Below are 16,598 nucleotides of genomic sequence, written 5' to 3'. Positions count from 1 at the left end.
GCGGCCGAGGGGCGCCGGGCACGCACGGTGAGAAACGGTCGGCGACGGGGTCAGTGGTGGAGTAAGGCCCAGGTCTTGCAGCCGCCGGACGGGGTCAGCGCCGGGGCCAGTCCCCAGTCCCCGCCGTGCGCATCGACCGCGGCCGCCAGCAGCCACATGCTTTCGCTCCGGCGTTCCCGGCATGTCTCGGACTTCTCGGTCGAGCCGTGGGACGGATGCTGGTCGTAGAGGGTGACGCGCAGCGCGTCGAACTGCCAGTGCACCCGTAGCAGCATCTCCCGGTCCGGGGTGAACCGATAGGCGGCCGCGACCAGTTCGGAAGCGGCGAGGACGGCTGTTTCACGGAATTCCGCGAGCCCGTGCCGGGTGAGGAGCTCACCCACGGCACCTCGTGCGAGACCGGCGCAGAAGGCGCCGCCCGGCAGTGCGAACGAATAGCTGAGGTTGTCCGCCACCGGAGGATGGGGGCCGGCCGACGTGAGGGCCGGAAGACAACGCAGTGCGCCCTTCATCAAGATGCTCACATTTCCGGTAATTGTGTTAACGATCACACATAGGCATGGTCGCCCCGTGTGAGACTTGCGCTACCGACCGTAGCGCACACCGGAGCACAGTGCTACTACTTGTGTCTTTCCGGTCGTTTCGCTCAACCCACCCCCTCGGAAGGACATTTGCCGTGCCGCCCAGAAGCACCCCGACCGCCCGGCAGCAGCGCCTCGGGCACGAACTGCGCAAGCTGCGCGAGCAGTCGGGAATGTCGGTGCAGCAGGCCGCCGCCCTGCTGGGCGTCGACCGCACCCGCATCCCGAACATCGAATCCGGCCGCTTCGGCATCAGCGCCGAGCGGGTCCGCACCCTCGCCTTCAACTACGGCTGCCCGGACACCGGCCTGGTCGACCTGCTCGCCGAGATCGCCCAGGAGCGGTCCCGGGGATGGTGGGAGGAGCATCGTGGAATGCTGCTGCCCGGACTGCTCGACATCGCCGAACTCGAATATCACGCAGTGGAGTTGACGACATCGACCACCACGCACATCCCCGGCCTGCTGCAGACCGAGGAACACGCCCGAGCGGTGTTCGACACGGCCGATCCGCAACTGCCCGGACCCGACCTGATGGCCCGGCTCTCCCTGCGGCTGCGCCGCAAGGAGGTGTTGAGGCGGGACCGGCCACCGCTGTACGAGTCGATCGTCCACGAGGCGGCGCTGCGCATGCAGTTCGGCGGGCCCAAGGTGGCCAGAGCGCAGCTGGACCACATCGTCGACCAGTCCGAGCGGGACCGGATCACGGTCCGGGTGATCCCGTTCACCGCCGGCGGCTTCCCGGGCGCCGGCCAGTCGTTCACGTATGTGGGCGCCGCGGTACCCCAGCTCGACACCGTGCAGCTCGACTCCTCACACGGTTCGATGTTGCTGGACTCGGACATGCAACTGCGGCGGTACCGGGGCCTGTTGGAGCGTTTGCGTACGCTGGCGCTGCCGGTCGAGGAATCGCGCGACTTCATCCGATCCATAGCACAGGACCTCTGAGGAGAGAGAACATGACCGACATCTGCTGGGACGATGCCTTCTGCAGCGAAGGCGCCAATTGCTTCCGCTTCGGGCTCGACGACCAGGGCAGGGCGTACATCGGCAGCACCACGGACACCGGAGCCTATGTCAGCGACTCCATGGAGGCGCTGCGGGCGCTGATCTCCGCGGTGAAGTCCGGCGCGGCGGACCATCTGCTCTGACCGTTCCGCCCCGCCGTGCCCCTGTCCCCGCACGCGTTGCTCCGAGTACGCCGACAACTCTGAGCGCTCCGCCGGCGGGGCCCGCGCGTGCGGTCCTGGAGAAGATTCCACCCGCCCGGCAAATCCGGACAGAAGCTGTCGGGTATCGCCGTTAGCTTCGGGCGCATGGATCGGAAACAGGACCGGAGCATCGTCATCACCGGGGCACGCGCGAACAATCTGCGCAATGTCTCCCTCACCGTCCCCAAGGAGCGGATCACCGTCTTCACCGGAGTCTCCGGGTCGGGTAAGTCGTCGATCGTCTTCGACACGATCGCCGTGGAGTCGCAGCGCCAACTGAACGAGGCCTTCCCCTGGTTCATCCGTAACAGGCTGCCGAAGTACGAGCGGCCCCATGCCGATTCCATCGACGACCTCTCCGTGGCGGTGGTCGTCGACCAGAAGCCGATCGGCGGCAACGCCCGCTCCACCGTCGGCACGATGACCGACATCTGGTCGGTGATCCGGGTGCTGTTCTCGCGGTATGGGACACCGAGTGCGGGCCCTGCGACCGCGTACTCCTTCAACGATCCCGCGGGAATGTGCCCGGAGTGCGACGGTGTGGGGCGCACGGTCCGTCTCGACATCGACCGGGCGATCGACCTCACGAAGTCGCTCAACGAGGGTGCGCTGCTGCTGCCGGGGCTCTCGGTGGGCAGCTGGGAATGGCAGCTGTACGCGGGCTCGGGACGCTTCGACAACGACAAGCCGCTCGCCGACTTCACCGAGGAAGAGCTCCGGCTCCTGCTCCACGGAGGAGGATTCACCGTACAGCTGCAGCTGAAGTCGAAATCCGCCGACATGCGGTTCGAGGGGATCGCCGAGCGGTTCACCCGGCTCCATCTGAAACGGGACACCGAGGCGCTCTCCGAACGGCGGCGCGAGGCCGCCCTGCGATTCACCACGGAGTCGGTGTGCGCGTCCTGCGGTGGCGCGCGGTTGAACGCCGCGGCACTCGCCACCCGTGTCGATGGGCTCACCGTGGCCGACTACGGGCACATGGAGGTGGCCGATCTGGTGGAGGTCCTGGCCCGGATCGACGATCCGGTGGCCGGTCCGATCGCTTCGGCCGCACGCGAACGGCTGGAGCGTCTGGTGGGCATCGGCCTCGGCTATCTCAGCCTGGACCGGGAGACCACCACCCTGTCGGGCGGGGAGGGACAGCGGCTCAAGATGGTCCGGCACCTGGGCAGTTCGCTGACCGGGCTGACGTACGTCTTCGACGAGCCGAGCGTGGGCCTCCATCCGCGCGACGTCGGCAGGCTGAACGATCTCCTGGTACGGCTGCGCGACCGGGGCAACACGGTCGTCGTCGTCGAGCACGACCCGGACGTGATGGCCGTCGCGGACCACATCGTCGACATGGGGCCGGGAGCGGGCAGCGACGGCGGACACGTCGTGTTCGAAGGCCCGGTGGACCGGTTGCGCGAGGCGGACACCCTCACCGGCCGGTGCCTGCGCCGCCGGATGCCGCTGAAGGAGACCGTCCGCTCCCCCACCGGGTGGCTGCCGGTGACGGGCGCCGCGCTGCACAACCTCAAAGGGGTGGACGTGGCGTTCCCCGAGGGCGTGCTGACCGTCGTGACGGGGGTCGCCGGATCCGGGAAGTCGACACTGGTCTCCCGGGTGTTCACGGCGGCGTACCCGGACGCGGTGGTGATCGACCAGGGCGCGATCACCGCGTCGTCCCGCTCCACCCCGGCCTCGTACGTCGGCGCGCTGGACTCCATCCGCAAGATCTTCGCCAGGGAGAACGGCGTCGATCCGGGTATGTTCAGCTTCAACTCCTCCGGGGCGTGCGGGCATTGCGCGGGACGCGGCATCATCTGCACCGATCTCGCCTTCATGGACCCGGTGACCACCACCTGCCAGGTCTGCGAGGGGCGGCGCTTCCACGACGACGTGCTGAAGCACCGGGTCGGTGGCGCGTCCATCGTCGATGTGCTGGAGATGACGGCTGCGCGGGCGGCCGAGCTCTTCGACGACCCGGCGCTGCTGCGGAAGCTGCGCACGCTCGACGACGTCGGCCTGACCTATCTGACGCTGGGGCAACCGCTCAGCACGCTCTCCGGCGGTGAGCGCCAGCGCATCAAGCTCGCCACCCGGCTCCACCGCACGGGCAGCGTCTACGTCCTGGACGAGCCGACGACCGGACTGCACATGGCGGACACCGGCACGCTCGTCGAACTGCTGGACCGGCTGGTCGAGGGCGGCAACAGCGTGATCTGCGTGGAGCACAACCTCGATGTGCTCAAACGCGCGGACTGGGTGATCGACCTCGGCCCGGAGGGCGGCAGGAACGGCGGCGAGCTGGTCTTCGAGGGGACCCCGACGACGCTGCTCGCCCATCGCACCTCGTTCACGGCCGAACACCTGCGCCGGGACCTGGGGTCGGCGCACCCGGGCGACGGCGGGTGAGAGCGCCTTCGCGGGTCCACCCGCCCCGGCGCGCCCCACCATCCGTGCATCCGAGGGAGATCCGGCACGCCCCACAGTCGGGCGGAGTGACAGCCTCCGCCCCTCACGACCTGCGTACATAACGATACGTAATCGGGCATCGCGGGGGCCGGCTTGGCGGTGGCCTTACTGCCGCTTTAACCTACGGTCTCGTAACCTACGTTCCCGTAGGTACTTCTCCCGTCCCCAGGAGTCCCCGTGACGATCACCGCTCCCCACCTCGGCAGTCCCCGGGCGTGGACCGACGCCCAGCTGCTCCACGCCCTGGAAGAGGTGGTGGAGAAGGAGCTCGACCGCCATCTCAAGGTCGCCAAGGACTGGATGCCCCACGAGTACGTGCCGTTCTCCGACGGGCGGAACTTCCCGGGCGTCTTCGAGGACGGTGAGGCCTGGCGGGCCGACCAGTCGAAGGTCACCGACATCGGCAAGGTCGCGCTGGTCGTGAATCTGCTGACCGAGGACAATCTCCCCAGTTACCACCACGAGATCGCCTCCCTCTTCGGCCGTGACGGCGCCTGGGGCACCTGGGTGCACCGCTGGACCGCGGAAGAGGGCCGGCACGGCATCGTGATGCGCGACTATCTGCTCACCTCGCGCGCCGTCGACCCGGACAAGCTGGAGCAGTTCCGGATGGCGCACATGGCGGATGGCTTCGAGTCCGACAACCGTCACTCGATGCTGCACTCCGTGGCGTACGTCGCCTTCCAGGAGCTGGCCACCCGCGTCTCGCACCGCAACACCGGCCATCAGTCGGGCGACCCGGTCTGCGACCGCATGCTGGCGCGGATCGCGACCGACGAGAACCTGCACATGGTCTTCTACCGCAACCTCCTCGGCGCGGCCTTCGAACTCGCCCCGGATCTGACCATGCAGGCCGTACGTGACGTCGTCGTCAACTTCCGGATGCCCGGTCACGGCATGCCGGGCTTCGAGCGGGCCGCGGCACAGATGGCGATCGGCGAGATCTACAACATGCGCATCCATCACGACGACGTGATCCAGCCGGTGCTTCGCTACCTGAAGGTCCTCAGCATCGACGGTCTGGGCCCCGAGGGGCTGCGGGCGCAGGAGGAGCTGGGCCTGTACATGGGCGGTCTGGACAGCGAGGCGGCGAAGTTCGACGAGAAGCTCGCTGCCCGCAAGGCACGGATGGCCGCGCGCGCCGGGGCCTGACGCCCCGTCCGTCGCTCCCGGGCCGCTGGACGGGCCATATGTCGGCCATCCTGTTCAGCGGCCGGGGCCGGGCGCCCGGGGCCGGCTCACATCGTCGCGTGCAGATCCTGCGCGTAGTGCTCGATAGCGCGTCGATACTGGCGCACGTGCGGGTCCTCGCTGGTGGCGGCGAGCAGTTCCAGCAGCAGCCGGCTGGATTCGTGATGCTCGCCGGTGTTGAAGAGGGCCATGGCGAGGAAGGTCCGCAACGCCCCGTCGTCGGGGAACTCCGCGACACCGCCGCGCAGCACCTCGACGGCTCTCTGATGGTGTCCGAGCACCCGATGCGTACTCCCGAGACCGAGCAGCGCGCCCCTGCGGTCCTCCTCCGACAGGCCGGTCCCGTCCAGACAGCGCTCGTAGAACGGCACAGCCTCCGCTTCCAGACCGAGCACATCGTGGGCCCAGGCGGTCTGGTAGGCCACTTCGGTATCCGTGGGGAAGGCGGCGCAGAGGACGAGCAGTCGCTGTCGCGCTTCTTCGGCACGCCCTTCGGTGCGCAGGCGTACGGCCGTCGCGAGCAGAGCGGCCCTGTCGTGATCGTTCATGCGGACATTCTCCCAGGCCGGCGCGGCCTGTCCGGCTGCGGGGACCGGCGGCCCGCACGCGTGGGTGCGGCCGGTGCCCCGGTCGCGGCGGCCCGTTGCGCGGTCGGGGCGGGTTCAGGCCCGGTCGCGACCCGTTCTGCGCAGCCGCTCCCGCTCCTTCTCGGAGAGGCCGCCCCATACGCCGAAGCGCTCGTCGTTGGCGAGGGCGTACTCCAGGCACGCCTCGCGCCCCTCGCAGGCATTGCAGAGCTGCTTGGCCTCACGTGTGGAGCTGCCGGGAGCAGGAAAGAAGAACTCGGGCCCCGCCTGCGCGCACAGCGCCGTCTCCTGCCAGGCGAGCGCGGGGTCGGCCGCGGTGTTGATCAGCATGGACCCCACCGTGCCCGGTCGCGATAAACGACTGATCAACGCTTCATCAATGCGGCGCGCCGGTGGCTTCCGGTCACTCTCCCGGCGCGGGCGCACTCTTGATCAGGGCGAATTCCGCACCCTCCGGATCGGCGACATCGGCGAAAGTGCCCACGCCTGCCACCTCCAGCGGTTCCAGTGTCGATTTGCCGCCCAGCCGCTCCACGTCCGCGACGGCGGCGTCGCAGTCCTCGACCTCGAAGTACGGCAGCCAGTGCGGTCCGGCGACCGCGCGTGTCGCAACGGTGTTGAGCGGTACCAGGCCGCCGAAACCGGCCTCCTGCCCGCCGGCCCCGGTCCGGATCACCGTATAGGACCCGCCGCCTCCCGGGAACGGTGTCAGCCCGGTCTCCCATCCGAACACGGCGCCGTAGAACGCGGCGGCCGCCGGGACGTCCGGGGTGTACAGCTCGACCCAGCACAAGGAGCCCGCGACCCCCACGGTGCCGAGGCCGGGCTTCTCCTTCGGCTGCCAGACACCGAAGAACGCCCCCGACCGGTCCTTGAAACCGGCCTTCCTGCCGAAGTCCAGAACGTCTCTCGGGGCGAACGGGACGCTGCCGCCGGCCCGCTCGACCGCCTGCGCCGTGGCATCGGCGTCCGGTGACCGGAAATACACCGACCAGGACGGCTTCGCCTGCTCCTCGGTGACCTCCCTCGCGCCCCCGACCGTCCTCCCGTCCAGGGTGAACATGCCGTAACCGCCGGTCTCCGGGCCCCCTGCCAGGAACTCCCAGCCGAACAGGCCGGTGTAGAACGCGATGGCCCCGGCGAGGTCGGGCGTGCCCAGATCGATCCAGTTGGGCGCTCCGGTGACAAAACGGGTGGTGAGCATGGTGAGCTCCTTCGATGCGGCCCGTTCTCGCGGCGCAGGCGCGTCGTTCCCGACGTTCCGAGTCTCGCACCGGGCACTGACGACCGCAGCCCGCGCCCGCCGGACGTGCCGCGGTGCCTTACGCCGTACGGTGACCCGTCGGCCACCGTACGGAGCGCAGGCCGCCGTGTCTCAGCTCTTCACCCCCAGTGCCGGAAGCACGGTCTCCGCCACCCGGTAGGCCTCCTCCAGCAGCGGGTTGCCGGAGAGGATGAAAGTGTCGACGCCCAGCTCCTCGAACTCCTTGAGGCGCTCGACCACCTGGGCCGTCGAGCCGACGACCGCGGTGCCGGGGCCGGGACGGAAGAGGCCCATGCCCGGCCACATGTTGGGGTGCGCCTCCAGTTCCCGGGCGCGGGCGGGGACCCTGCCGCCGTGCTGGCGGAACTGGCGCTGCCAGCCCACGCCGTCCTCTCCCGCGCGGTCGCCCGCCTGGCGCGCGTACGTCGCGTCGCTCGTCACGTCGAGGAGCCGGTCGGCCGCCGCCCATGCCTCGTCCTGCGTGTCGCGGACGATGAGGTGGAGACGCAGTCCGATCCTGAGCGTGCGGCCGTGGGCGGCGGCGCGTGCCCTGACCCGCTCCAGCTTCTCCCTGAGCAGGTGCGGGGGCTCGCCCCACGTCAGAAAGACGTCGACGTGTTCGGCGGCCATCTCGATACCGGGGGCGGAGGAGCCGCCGAACCAGAGCGGGACATGCGATTCCTGGACCGGTTTCAGCTCCCCGAAGGACGCACCGGCGTTCTTCAGGTCGTAGAAGCGGCCCTTGTGGTCGAAGACCTCGCCGGCGGTCAGCCGCTTCACGATCGACCAGTACTCGGCGCTCAGCTCGTACCGCTCGTCGTGCTCCACGTGGAGGCCGTACTCCTGGAGCGATTGGGTCGAGCCGTTGACGACGTTGAAGCGGAGCCGGCCGCCGAAGAGGGTGTCGAAGCTGAGGGCCATCTTGGCGAGCAGGGTGGGTGAGATCAGGCCGGGGTGGACGGCCAGCAGAGGCTTGAACCTGGTGCTGGTGGAGGCGGCGAGCGCGCTGCCGAGGGGCCAGACGTCGTACAGGTCGGTGGCGAGCAGCGCACCGCTGTAGCCGAGGCGTTCGACCGTACCGGCGAGCTGGGCGAGGTAGCCGAGATCCACCGGCCGCCGCCCTTCGGGCTCCCAGGGGTAGGCGCCTTCGCGCGGGATGATGTACCAGAGGACTTCGGTCGCCATGTGGTCACGCCGCCTTGTCGGCGAGGGCACCGGCGCGGGCGTGGGCGACGGTGACCGGCCGGTCGATGAAGCCGGTGCGGTGGAAGATGTCCGCCGCCTCCTGCTGCTCGGCGATGAAGGCGTCGGTGACGGGCTCGATCCTCCAGGGCAGGGTGCGCAGCGCGGTCTCCCAGTCGTCGGCGGATCCGCCGAGGTCGGCGGCGGCGATCTCGGCGGCCTGTCGGGGATGGGCCGCCGCCCAGTCGTCGGCGCGCCGCAGGGCGCGGGTGAGCGCCTCGATGATCTCGGGCCGGCTTTCGGCCAGGTCCCGGCGGGCGAAGAAGACGGAACGGTCGGTGATGACGTCGCCGGTACGGATCAGGGTGCGCAGCCCTCCGGTGCGGCGGGCCGCGGCGAGCCGGCCGCCCTGCGCGACCCAGGCGGCGATGGCACCGGTGCGCAGCAGCTCCTCGCTGTCGTCGCCGCTGCGGGCGGCGGTGATGTCGTCGGCGTACGAGAGCCCGGCGTCGTCGAGCGCCTTGGCGATCAGATGGGTCTGCCAGGAGCCGATCGCGAGGTGGACGGTGGCGCCCTCGAGGTCGGCGACGGTCCGTACGGGGCTGTCCTCGGGGACGAGGAGCGCGCCGTGTTCGGGGCGCGGGGCGGAGACGGCGGTGTACACGATGTCGTGGCCCGCCGCCTGGGCGGTGACCGGCGGGGTGGAGCCGGTGCCGCCGAAGTCGATGACGCCCTGGCTGAGGAGCTCGCCGGTGCGGACGCCGTTGGTGTACGGGTGGAAGACGACGCTCTCGCCGAGCGGGGCCAGTTCCTCCTGGGCCGGGCCCAGCCGGGAGAGGTGGTACAGGTGGTAGAGGGACGGATTGCTGCTGTGCACTCCGATGGTGATGGTCATTCAGATCACTCCGGCTTCGGTGCGTTCGGGTGGGGTCGAGGGATGTGAGGGGCGCGGGGTCGTCTCGACCCCGAGATCGTCGAGGAGTCGTCGGCGCAGGGCCGAGAACCCGGGTTCGCCGGGGTCGCGCGGCCGGTCGACGGTGACGGGCTCGTCGGTGACGAGCCGGCCGTCGCGCAGGACGGCGACCCGGTCGGCGAGCCGTACCGCTTCGTCGACGTCATGGGTGACGAGGAGGACGGCGGGCCGGTGTCTGCGGCACAGCTCCCCCACCAGGTCCTGCATCCTCAGCCGGGTCAAGGCGTCGAGTGCGGCGAACGGCTCGTCCAGCAGGAGCAGTTCGGGTTCACGGGCCAGGGCGCGGGCGAGTGCGACCCGCTGGGCCTCACCGCCGGAGAGGGTGGCGGGCCAGGCGTCGGCGTGCCGTTCCAGACCGACTTCGGCCAGGGCCCGCAGCCCGTGCCCAAAACGGCCGCGCGGCAGCGCCACCGTCACATTGGCGAGGACCTTCTTCGACGGCACGAGCCGGGGCTCCTGGAAGACGACGGTGCGTGCCCGGGGGACGAGGACCTCTCCCTCGTCGGCGCCGTCGAGTGCGCCCAGGATGCGCAGCAGCGTCGTCTTGCCGCTACCGCTGGCGCCGAGCAGGGCGACGAACTCGCCCCGTGCGATGTCCAGTCCAAGGCCGTCGAGCACGGCGCGGTCGCCGAACACGCGGCGCAGTCCGCGTACCCGTACCGCCGGTGCAGGGGTCAAGTCGGTCATCGGCGGGCTCCTTGCGGGGTGCGCCAGGGCATCAGCACACACTCCAGCAGCCGCACGACGATGTCGGCGGTGAGGCCGAGCAGCCCGTAGAGGAGGATGCAGACGGCGAGGATGTCGGTGCGGGCGTAACTCTGTGCCTGGGACATCAGGTAGCCGATGCCGGCCGTCGCGTTGATCTCCTCGGCGGCGATCAACGCGATGACACTGAGCGTCATGGAGAGCCGCAGTCCGGCGAGCAGGGAGGGCAGGGCTCCGGGAAGGACGACTTCGCGTACGAGGGCGAGCCGGCCCATGCCGAAGCTGCGCATGGCTTCGACGAGCTTGGGGTCGGTGTTGCGCACTCCGCTCGATGTCGACACGTACATCGGGAAGGTGGTGGCGACGGCGATGAGCAGGACCTTCGCCGTCTCGTTGATCCCGAACCAGACCATGAACAGGGGAACCAGGGAGAGGAAGGGAATGGTGCGCAGGGTCTGGAGGGAGGAGTCGAGGAGTTCGTCGCCGAGGCGGGTGAATCCGGTGGTGATCCCGAGGGCCAGCCCGGCGGCGAGCCCGATGAGGAGTCCGAGTCCGGAGCGGGTGAGGGAGGTGGTGAGCGCGTCGGGCAGCTGCTCGTTGCCCCACAACTCGCCCACGGCGTGCAGCACTTCGACGGGGGATGCCAGTACGTCGGGGGTGAGGAGCCCGGTGGCTGATGCCACCCACCAGAGTGCGAGGAGGGCGACCGGGCCGAGTACCCGGACGGTCAGGGAGCAGGTCCGGCTGCGTGCCCGGCGCCGCTGGGGGCGCGGTCGGACGAGGCCCGGATGCAGGGCGGCGTCGCTCATTTCAGCTTCTCGATGTCGAGGAGGTGGGCGGCGATGTCGACCTTGGTCGTGGTGACCTTCTGTTCGGCGCAGAAGGCGGCGACGGCCTCGAAGCGCTTGATGTCCTCGGGGCCGATGGGCCCGACCGTGCCGCCCTTGCGGGTGAAGTCGGTCTGGACCTGCTTCGCCCTGCCGGTGACGGCGGTCGGTCCCACGTCCGTGAAGACATTGAGGTACGCGTCCGGGTCCTGTTTCTCCTTGGCACTGGCGTCGTGGAGGTACTGGTAGAGCGCCTTCACGACCTTCGGGTGCTGCTCCGCGAAGCCCGTGCGTACGGCGTTGAGGCTGTAGTTGTCGGAGCCGATCGCGGCGCCGTCGGCGACGAAGTGCGCCTTGCCGGTGCCGATTTCGGCGACGGCGTAGGTCGCCCAGACGGCCCAGGCGTCGACCTTGCCCGCGTTGAAGACGGCGGCGGTCTGGTCGGGGCGCAGATGGACCCGCTCGACCTTGTCGGCGGGGACACCGGCCTCGGCGAGCGCCTTCAGCAGCAGGTATTCGCCGGTTCCCCCCTGGTTGACGGCGACCTTCCTGCCGACCAGGTCGGCGACCGATGCGATGCCGGAGCCGTTCTTGACGAGGATGCCCTCGCCCGCCGCATCCGGGTCGACGGCGGTGAAGAACTTGAATCCGGGGCGCTGGGCGAGCGAGGTGATGCCCGAGGTGATGGAGCCGGTGGCGATGTCGAGCTGGTCGGCGTTCATCGCCTGGGCGGCCGGGGCGAAGGGCCCGGCGCTGCCGGTCCACCGCACCTTGGCACCGACCTCGGCGAGCGCCTTGTCGAGGCTGCCGTCCTTCTTGCCGAGGGCGAGCACGCCGGAGTTGCCGGGGTCGGGGATGCGAATGTCCACCGTGCCCCCGGCACCGGATCCTCCGCTGCCGCTGTCGGCCCCGGAGGTTCCGCACGCGGTCAGGGCGAGGAGTGCGGTGGTGGCGAGGAGCGCGCGGGCGACGGCCGTACGCAGTGGTCGGGGAAGCTTCATGGCGTTGGGGGTCCTCGTGGCTCAGGGGGCGGGACGTGCGCAGGCGGCGGGGTGCCTGCGGGCGAGTGCGGTGGCACGGCGCAGCGGTTCGGGGTCGGCCCAGTCCGTGACGTCGACGGGTTCGGGCAGGAAGCCGTGGGCGCGCAGCCCGGCCTCCTGTCCGGCGAGGAGGGCGAGGCGTTCCGGGGAGAGATCGGGATGGAGGGTCAGGTGGGTGCCCGGCCGGTAGGCCCCGGCGACACCGTCGGCGCCCGCCCCGGTCTCGGCGCCGAGGATCCGGGCGACCTCGCGGGGCTGTCCGGCGGCCCAGTCGGCAGCCCGGAGCAGGACGGCGAGGAAGCGGTCGACGAGATCGGGGTGGTCGTCGAGGAGCTGCTGATGGACGGTGACGGGGCGCGGGGTGCCGTTGTTGATCCGGAACCGGCGGTCGGGCAGTTCGTCGAGCTCGACGGCGATCTCGGCGCCCGCCCGCCGTGCGGCCTCGACGGCCAGTGCGCCCTTCACGTACACGGCGTCGACGTCACCGCGTCGCAGCGCCGCCAGCTCGGCCGCCCACTGACCCTGGTGTTCCGCCGCGGGGACGTCGACGAGTGTGGCGTCGTCCAGTGCGAGTCCGGCACCGGCGAGCGCGCCCTCGAATCCACGCAGGGCCATGGCCCGCCAGAAGTCGATGGCGATGTCGTGCGCGGGAACGGCGAGCCGTAGCCCGCGCAGGGCCTCGACGCCCCTGATGCCGGAGCCGGGCCCGACGAGTACGGTCTGCCGTTCCTCGATCCAGGTGAGACCGATCAGCCGTGTCCGCTCGCCGCGCGAACGGGCCCACAGGGCGGGAACGTTGCCGCCCTCGCGGAAGAGGCCCGGCAGGGCATGGGTGAAGTGGGCGGCCCGGTCGGCGTCGGGTGCGGAGTCCTGGAGGGAGCGCACCGTGATGCCTTCGGGGGCGAACTCCTCGGTGAGCCACTGCCGGTCGGCGGCGATGCCGGTCGCGGTGGGGACGGGACAGCGGGTGAACCAGAGCGTCCTGGGCAGGACGGCATGCGTCATGGAGTCTTCCCGAGAGGTCGGTGAAGGGGATGGAGTCAGGGCGTGCGGAGGTACTTCGGGGATGTGGCACCGCGTACGGCGACAGGACCCGGGCCGCGTCGAGGACGCGGCGGGGCATGGGAGAAGAAGCGCGGGGAAGGGAGGAGGGTCAGCGACAGACGGCGCTGGAGACCCGCGCCAGGTCGATGTGACGGCGCAGCGTGAGGGCGAGCAGGACCAGAGCGGCGGGCGCGGAGGTCGCGGTTCGGCGGCCGGTCATGGCACTGCTCCCTTCTGCTCGTCGGTGGTGACGGGCAGCAGCCTGCCACGGACGCGCGTCGGCCTACAACATGCTTCCCATGATGTGGGATTGAGTATGAACGGAGTGTTTCATGGCAGCGTTGTTCGGGCTCTCAACTCCCGTAATGTGGCAACCATATGTCCCACCATCCTCCTCACGAGCGGAGAGTGACCCGATATGACCGAGGCCGCGACGGCGCGTGCTCCCGGCGGAGCGCAGGCGGTTCGGCGTGCTCTGGACGTACTGCACTGTTTCCACGACAACGGCCCCGACCTCAGCGCGTCCGACCTCGCCCGCCGCCTCGAACTCTCGGTCTCCACGGCGCACCGGCTGGCCCGGACACTGGTCGGCGCCGGCTTCCTGGAACAGGACGCCCGCACGTCCCGCTACCGGCTCGGCCCCGCCGTGACCGAGCTGGGCCGGCTCTCGTACCACCAGCGCGGTCTGCATCTGGCCGCCCCGGAGCTGGCGGATCTCGCCGAACGCACGGGGGCCACCGCGGACCTGGCGCTGCGCAGCGGGCCCCATGCGGTGATCGTCGCCGGTGGTTCGGTCACCCCGAGGACCGGGCTGCGCAGGCCGCTGCACTCCACGGCTCTCGGCAAGGTACTGCTGGCCTGGGCCCGGCCGGGCGAGGGCGGGCCCTCCTCCCTTCCCCCGCTGCCCGCGTTCACCGACCGCACGATCGTCGAACCTGCCGCGCTGGAGGACGAATTGGCGAAGGTCAGGTCCGACTGCTACGCACTCAACGACGGCGAGTCGGCGTACGGGGTGCGGACCCTGGCGGTCCCGGTGCTGGACGGGTCCGGGTACGCGCGCTTCGCCCTCGCGGTCCGGGCCACGCCGTCCGTGATCACGGACGCGCGCACCGAGTGGTTCCTGTCGCAGGCCCGCTCCTGTGCGCGAGCCCTGGAGATCCTGCTGCTGTCCCCGGCGGAACGCCGTCCTCCGGCGCCCTGACCCGAAGGCGCTGTCGGTACCGCGTGGCACGATATGAATCGCCCGGGGCAGGTGCCGGGCGGGACGGCAGCCGGGCTGCGCGGACAGAGGAACGTACATGACAGAGGCCGGACCGACGGAGGCCGGGGCACCCACGGGAAAGGCGGCCCGGGAGCTGCTGGCGCAGGCCGAGCGTCTGCTGGACACGGCGCGCACGGTTCGGGCCGATCACGCCCGCGCCGTCGAAGCCGTGCACACGGCGCTGGCTCCGCTGCTCGACTCCCTCATCCGTCGCGAACTGTCGGCGATCCCCGTCTCCCGGCTCAAGGACGTCACCGAGGGCCGACTGCGCCTCGGCGCGGTCGAGCAGGCCGGCTTCACGAACGTCGGCCAGGTCCACGAGGCCAATCGCTACGAACTCCGCCAGATCCCGGGAGTCGGCGCGCAGACCGCCGACCAGGCACTGGCAGCGGCCGGGCAGATCGCCCACGCGGTACGGGACACGGTCGCGCTCCGGATAGACGTGGAAACCCCGGACGACTCCACGACCGCACTGGTCACCGCGTTGCACCGGCTGGTCGAGGCCGGCCCCGACGTCCGCCGGGCGGTGGACGCGGCGGTCCGGCTCATCGGGACTCTTGAGCCGCTGCTGACCGCGGCGGGACCGGCTCGGGGACGGCTGCGCATGCTGTTCGCCCGGCGTCCGGCCCGCGCCGAGGCACTGGCGGCCATCGCCTCGGTACGGACCGTCGTCGCCGAAGCTGTCGCGCGCGAGCTTCTCCTGCTGTTCGGGCAGGTGTCCGTCGATCTGCTGCGGGAGGCGGAGTCGGACGTCACGGCATGGGTCGACTTCGAACTGCGGTCCGCCGAGTACTACAGCCTGCTCGCCGAGCTGTCGGGCACCGGCCCCGACCGGGCCGCGGCCGAGGGGTTCCTCCCGACCGGGATCGCGGACCGAGTGCGCGGCCTGCGGCTCGACGATGCCCATCTGCGTGTCTCCCTGCGTGGCTACCAGTCGTTCGGCGCACGGTTCGCGCTCGCGCAGAAGCGGGTGATCCTCGGCGACGAGATGGGGCTCGGCAAGACCGTCCAGGCCATTGCCGCGCTCGCGCATCTCTCCGCACGGGGCGAGACCCACTTCCTTGTGGTCTGCCCGGCGAGCGTACTGATCAACTGGGCGCGCGAGGTCCGCGCCCGGTCCACCCTGCGCGCGCTGCCGGTGCACGGCCCCGAGCGGCAGGGCGCGTTCACCGAGTGGCGGGAGTCCGGCGGGGTCGCCGTCACCACGTTCGACGCGCTGCACACCCTTCCGGCCGCCCGGGACTGCGGAATATCACCCGGCATGCTCGTGGTCGACGAGGCCCACTATGTGAAGAACCCCGCCACCCGCCGATCCCGGGCGGTGTCCGGCTGGACGCAACGCACCGAACGCGTGCTGTTCCTGACGGGCACGCCGATGGAGAACCGTGTCGAGGAGTTCCGCAGCCTCGTCCGCCACCTCCAGCCCGAACTGGCGCCCTCGATCCACACCACCCATGGAGCCGCGGGTTCGCACGCCTTCCGCAAGGCCGTCGCCCCGGCCTATCTGCGGCGCAATCAGCAGGACGTCCTGACGGAACTCCCGGCGCTGGTGCAGGTGGACGAGTCGGTGGAGTTCAGCGAGGGCGATCTCGACGCCTACCGCGAGGCGGTGGGCGCCGGGCACTTCATGCGGATGCGTCGGGCCGCGTACGCCCGGCCCGCCACGTCCGCCAAGCTGCACCGGCTGCGCGAACTCGTCGCGGAGGCCGCGGACAACGGCCTCAAGGTCGTCGTGTTCTCGTACTTCCGGGAGGTGCTCCTCACTGTCGAACAGGCCCTGGGAAAAAGTGCGTTCGGGCCTCTGGCGGGGGGTCTCCCGGCGGCGCGGCGCCAGGAGATCATCGACGACTTCGCCGCCGTGGAGGGCCATGCCGTCCTGCTGAGTCAGATCCAGGCCGGCGGTGTCGGGCTGAACATGCAGGCCGCCTCGGTCGTCATCATCTGCGAACCGCAGATCAAGCCGACGATGGAGCACCAGGCGGTCGCCCGCGCCCATCGGATGGGGCAGATACGGACCGTCCGGGTGCACCGGCTCCTCGCCGCCGACAGCGTCGACGAGCGGATGCTCAACATCCTGGCCCGCAAGGAGCGGCTGTTCGACCTGTACGCACGGCGCAGCGCCGTCGCCGAGACGACGCCGGACGCCGTGGACGTGTCGGACGGGGCTCTCGCCCGACGCATCGTCGAGGAGGAACAGCTGCGCCTGGCCACCGGAGCGGAGGGAACGGTCGCGGCGGCACCGGACAACTGACCGGTCAGGAGCCGGCGCCACGTGA

17 protein-coding genes are annotated in these 16,598 nt (G+C 70.5%); 6 read left to right on the top strand and 11 right to left on the bottom strand.

What is annotated here, in order from left to right:
- Positions 1-50 precede the first annotated feature (50 nt).
- A complete protein-coding gene (locus ACF1B9_RS25285) occupies positions 51-455 on the bottom strand; it encodes an ATP-binding protein (RefSeq protein WP_391744138.1) in 405 nt (134 codons plus the stop codon).
- A gap of 221 nt (positions 456-676) precedes the next feature.
- Between ACF1B9_RS25285 and ACF1B9_RS25280 the strand changes: the two genes are divergently transcribed.
- The 4 genes from ACF1B9_RS25280 to ACF1B9_RS25265 all read left to right on the top strand — a co-directional run bounded on the left by ACF1B9_RS25280 (position 677) and on the right by ACF1B9_RS25265 (position 5,400).
- Positions 677-1,528, top strand: a complete 852-nt coding sequence (locus ACF1B9_RS25280) for a helix-turn-helix domain-containing protein (protein WP_391744140.1) — start codon at positions 677-679, stop codon at positions 1,526-1,528.
- Positions 1,529-1,539: 11 nt separating this feature from the next.
- Positions 1,540-1,731, top strand: coding sequence for a hypothetical protein (locus tag ACF1B9_RS25275; protein ID WP_391744142.1), 192 nt, complete (start codon positions 1,540-1,542; stop codon positions 1,729-1,731).
- 165 nt (positions 1,732-1,896) lie between these two features.
- The gene (locus ACF1B9_RS25270) at positions 1,897-4,188 is read left to right on the top strand and encodes an ATP-binding cassette domain-containing protein (protein WP_391744143.1); all 2,292 of its coding nucleotides are present in this window, start codon (positions 1,897-1,899) and stop codon (positions 4,186-4,188) included.
- A 237-nt stretch (positions 4,189-4,425) separates the two neighbouring features.
- Positions 4,426-5,400, top strand: coding sequence for an acyl-ACP desaturase (locus ACF1B9_RS25265; RefSeq protein WP_391744145.1), 975 nt, complete (start codon positions 4,426-4,428; stop codon positions 5,398-5,400).
- An 86-nt stretch (positions 5,401-5,486) separates the two neighbouring features.
- Here ACF1B9_RS25265 and ACF1B9_RS25260 read toward each other — a convergent pair whose 3' ends face one another.
- The 10 genes from ACF1B9_RS25260 to ACF1B9_RS25215 form a co-directional block, all read right to left on the bottom strand.
- Positions 5,487-5,987 carry a tetratricopeptide repeat protein gene (locus ACF1B9_RS25260; RefSeq protein ID WP_391744147.1) on the bottom strand — a complete coding sequence of 167 codons (501 nt, stop codon included), beginning with the start codon at positions 5,985-5,987 and terminating at the stop codon, positions 5,487-5,489.
- Between the two features lie 114 nt (positions 5,988-6,101).
- Positions 6,102-6,356 (bottom strand): WhiB family transcriptional regulator, encoded by a 255-nt coding sequence (locus ACF1B9_RS25255; RefSeq protein ID WP_351072723.1) that lies wholly within the window; start codon positions 6,354-6,356, stop codon positions 6,102-6,104.
- A 73-nt stretch (positions 6,357-6,429) separates the two neighbouring features.
- Positions 6,430-7,230, bottom strand: a complete 801-nt coding sequence (locus ACF1B9_RS25250) for a VOC family protein (RefSeq protein ID WP_391744149.1) — start codon at positions 7,228-7,230, stop codon at positions 6,430-6,432.
- Between the two features lie 171 nt (positions 7,231-7,401).
- Positions 7,402-8,475, bottom strand: a complete 1,074-nt coding sequence (locus ACF1B9_RS25245) for an LLM class flavin-dependent oxidoreductase (protein ID WP_391744151.1) — start codon at positions 8,473-8,475, stop codon at positions 7,402-7,404.
- A 4-nt stretch (positions 8,476-8,479) separates the two neighbouring features.
- Entirely contained in the window at positions 8,480-9,367 is an 888-nt protein-coding gene (locus ACF1B9_RS25240; RefSeq protein WP_391744153.1) for an ABC transporter substrate-binding protein, read from the bottom strand.
- Entirely contained in the window at positions 9,368-10,132 is a 765-nt protein-coding gene (locus ACF1B9_RS25235; RefSeq protein ID WP_391744154.1) for an ABC transporter ATP-binding protein, read from the bottom strand.
- The gene (locus ACF1B9_RS25230) at positions 10,129-10,959 is read right to left on the bottom strand and encodes an ABC transporter permease (protein WP_391744155.1); all 831 of its coding nucleotides are present in this window, start codon (positions 10,957-10,959) and stop codon (positions 10,129-10,131) included. Before ACF1B9_RS25230 ends, ACF1B9_RS25235 begins: the two co-directional genes overlap by 4 nt.
- Entirely contained in the window at positions 10,956-11,978 is a 1,023-nt protein-coding gene (locus ACF1B9_RS25225) for an NrtA/SsuA/CpmA family ABC transporter substrate-binding protein (protein WP_391744157.1), read from the bottom strand. Before ACF1B9_RS25225 ends, ACF1B9_RS25230 begins: the two co-directional genes overlap by 4 nt.
- A gap of 21 nt (positions 11,979-11,999) precedes the next feature.
- A complete protein-coding gene (locus ACF1B9_RS25220; RefSeq protein WP_391744158.1) occupies positions 12,000-13,022 on the bottom strand; it encodes an ABC transporter substrate-binding protein in 1,023 nt (340 codons plus the stop codon).
- Positions 13,023-13,170: 148 nt separating this feature from the next.
- Complete coding sequence (locus ACF1B9_RS25215) at positions 13,171-13,281, bottom strand: putative leader peptide (RefSeq protein WP_391744159.1); 111 nt, start codon at positions 13,279-13,281, stop codon at positions 13,171-13,173.
- Between the two features lie 198 nt (positions 13,282-13,479).
- Here ACF1B9_RS25215 and ACF1B9_RS25210 point away from each other — a divergent pair, with 198 nt between their 5' ends.
- Together ACF1B9_RS25210 and ACF1B9_RS25205 are read left to right on the top strand one after the other, a co-directional pair.
- Entirely contained in the window at positions 13,480-14,262 is a 783-nt protein-coding gene (locus tag ACF1B9_RS25210) for an IclR family transcriptional regulator (protein ID WP_391744161.1), read from the top strand.
- 97 nt (positions 14,263-14,359) lie between these two features.
- Positions 14,360-16,573 (top strand): DEAD/DEAH box helicase, encoded by a 2,214-nt coding sequence (locus ACF1B9_RS25205; protein WP_391744162.1) that lies wholly within the window; start codon positions 14,360-14,362, stop codon positions 16,571-16,573.
- The last annotated feature ends 25 nt before the right edge of the window (positions 16,574-16,598 follow it).

Source organism: Streptomyces sp. NPDC014727, from assembly GCF_043083485.1.
GTDB lineage: Bacteria > Actinomycetota > Actinomycetes > Streptomycetales > Streptomycetaceae > Streptomyces.
The sequence above is the reverse complement of the archived record's forward strand: the minus strand, read 5'-3'. Positions and strand labels throughout refer to the sequence as shown.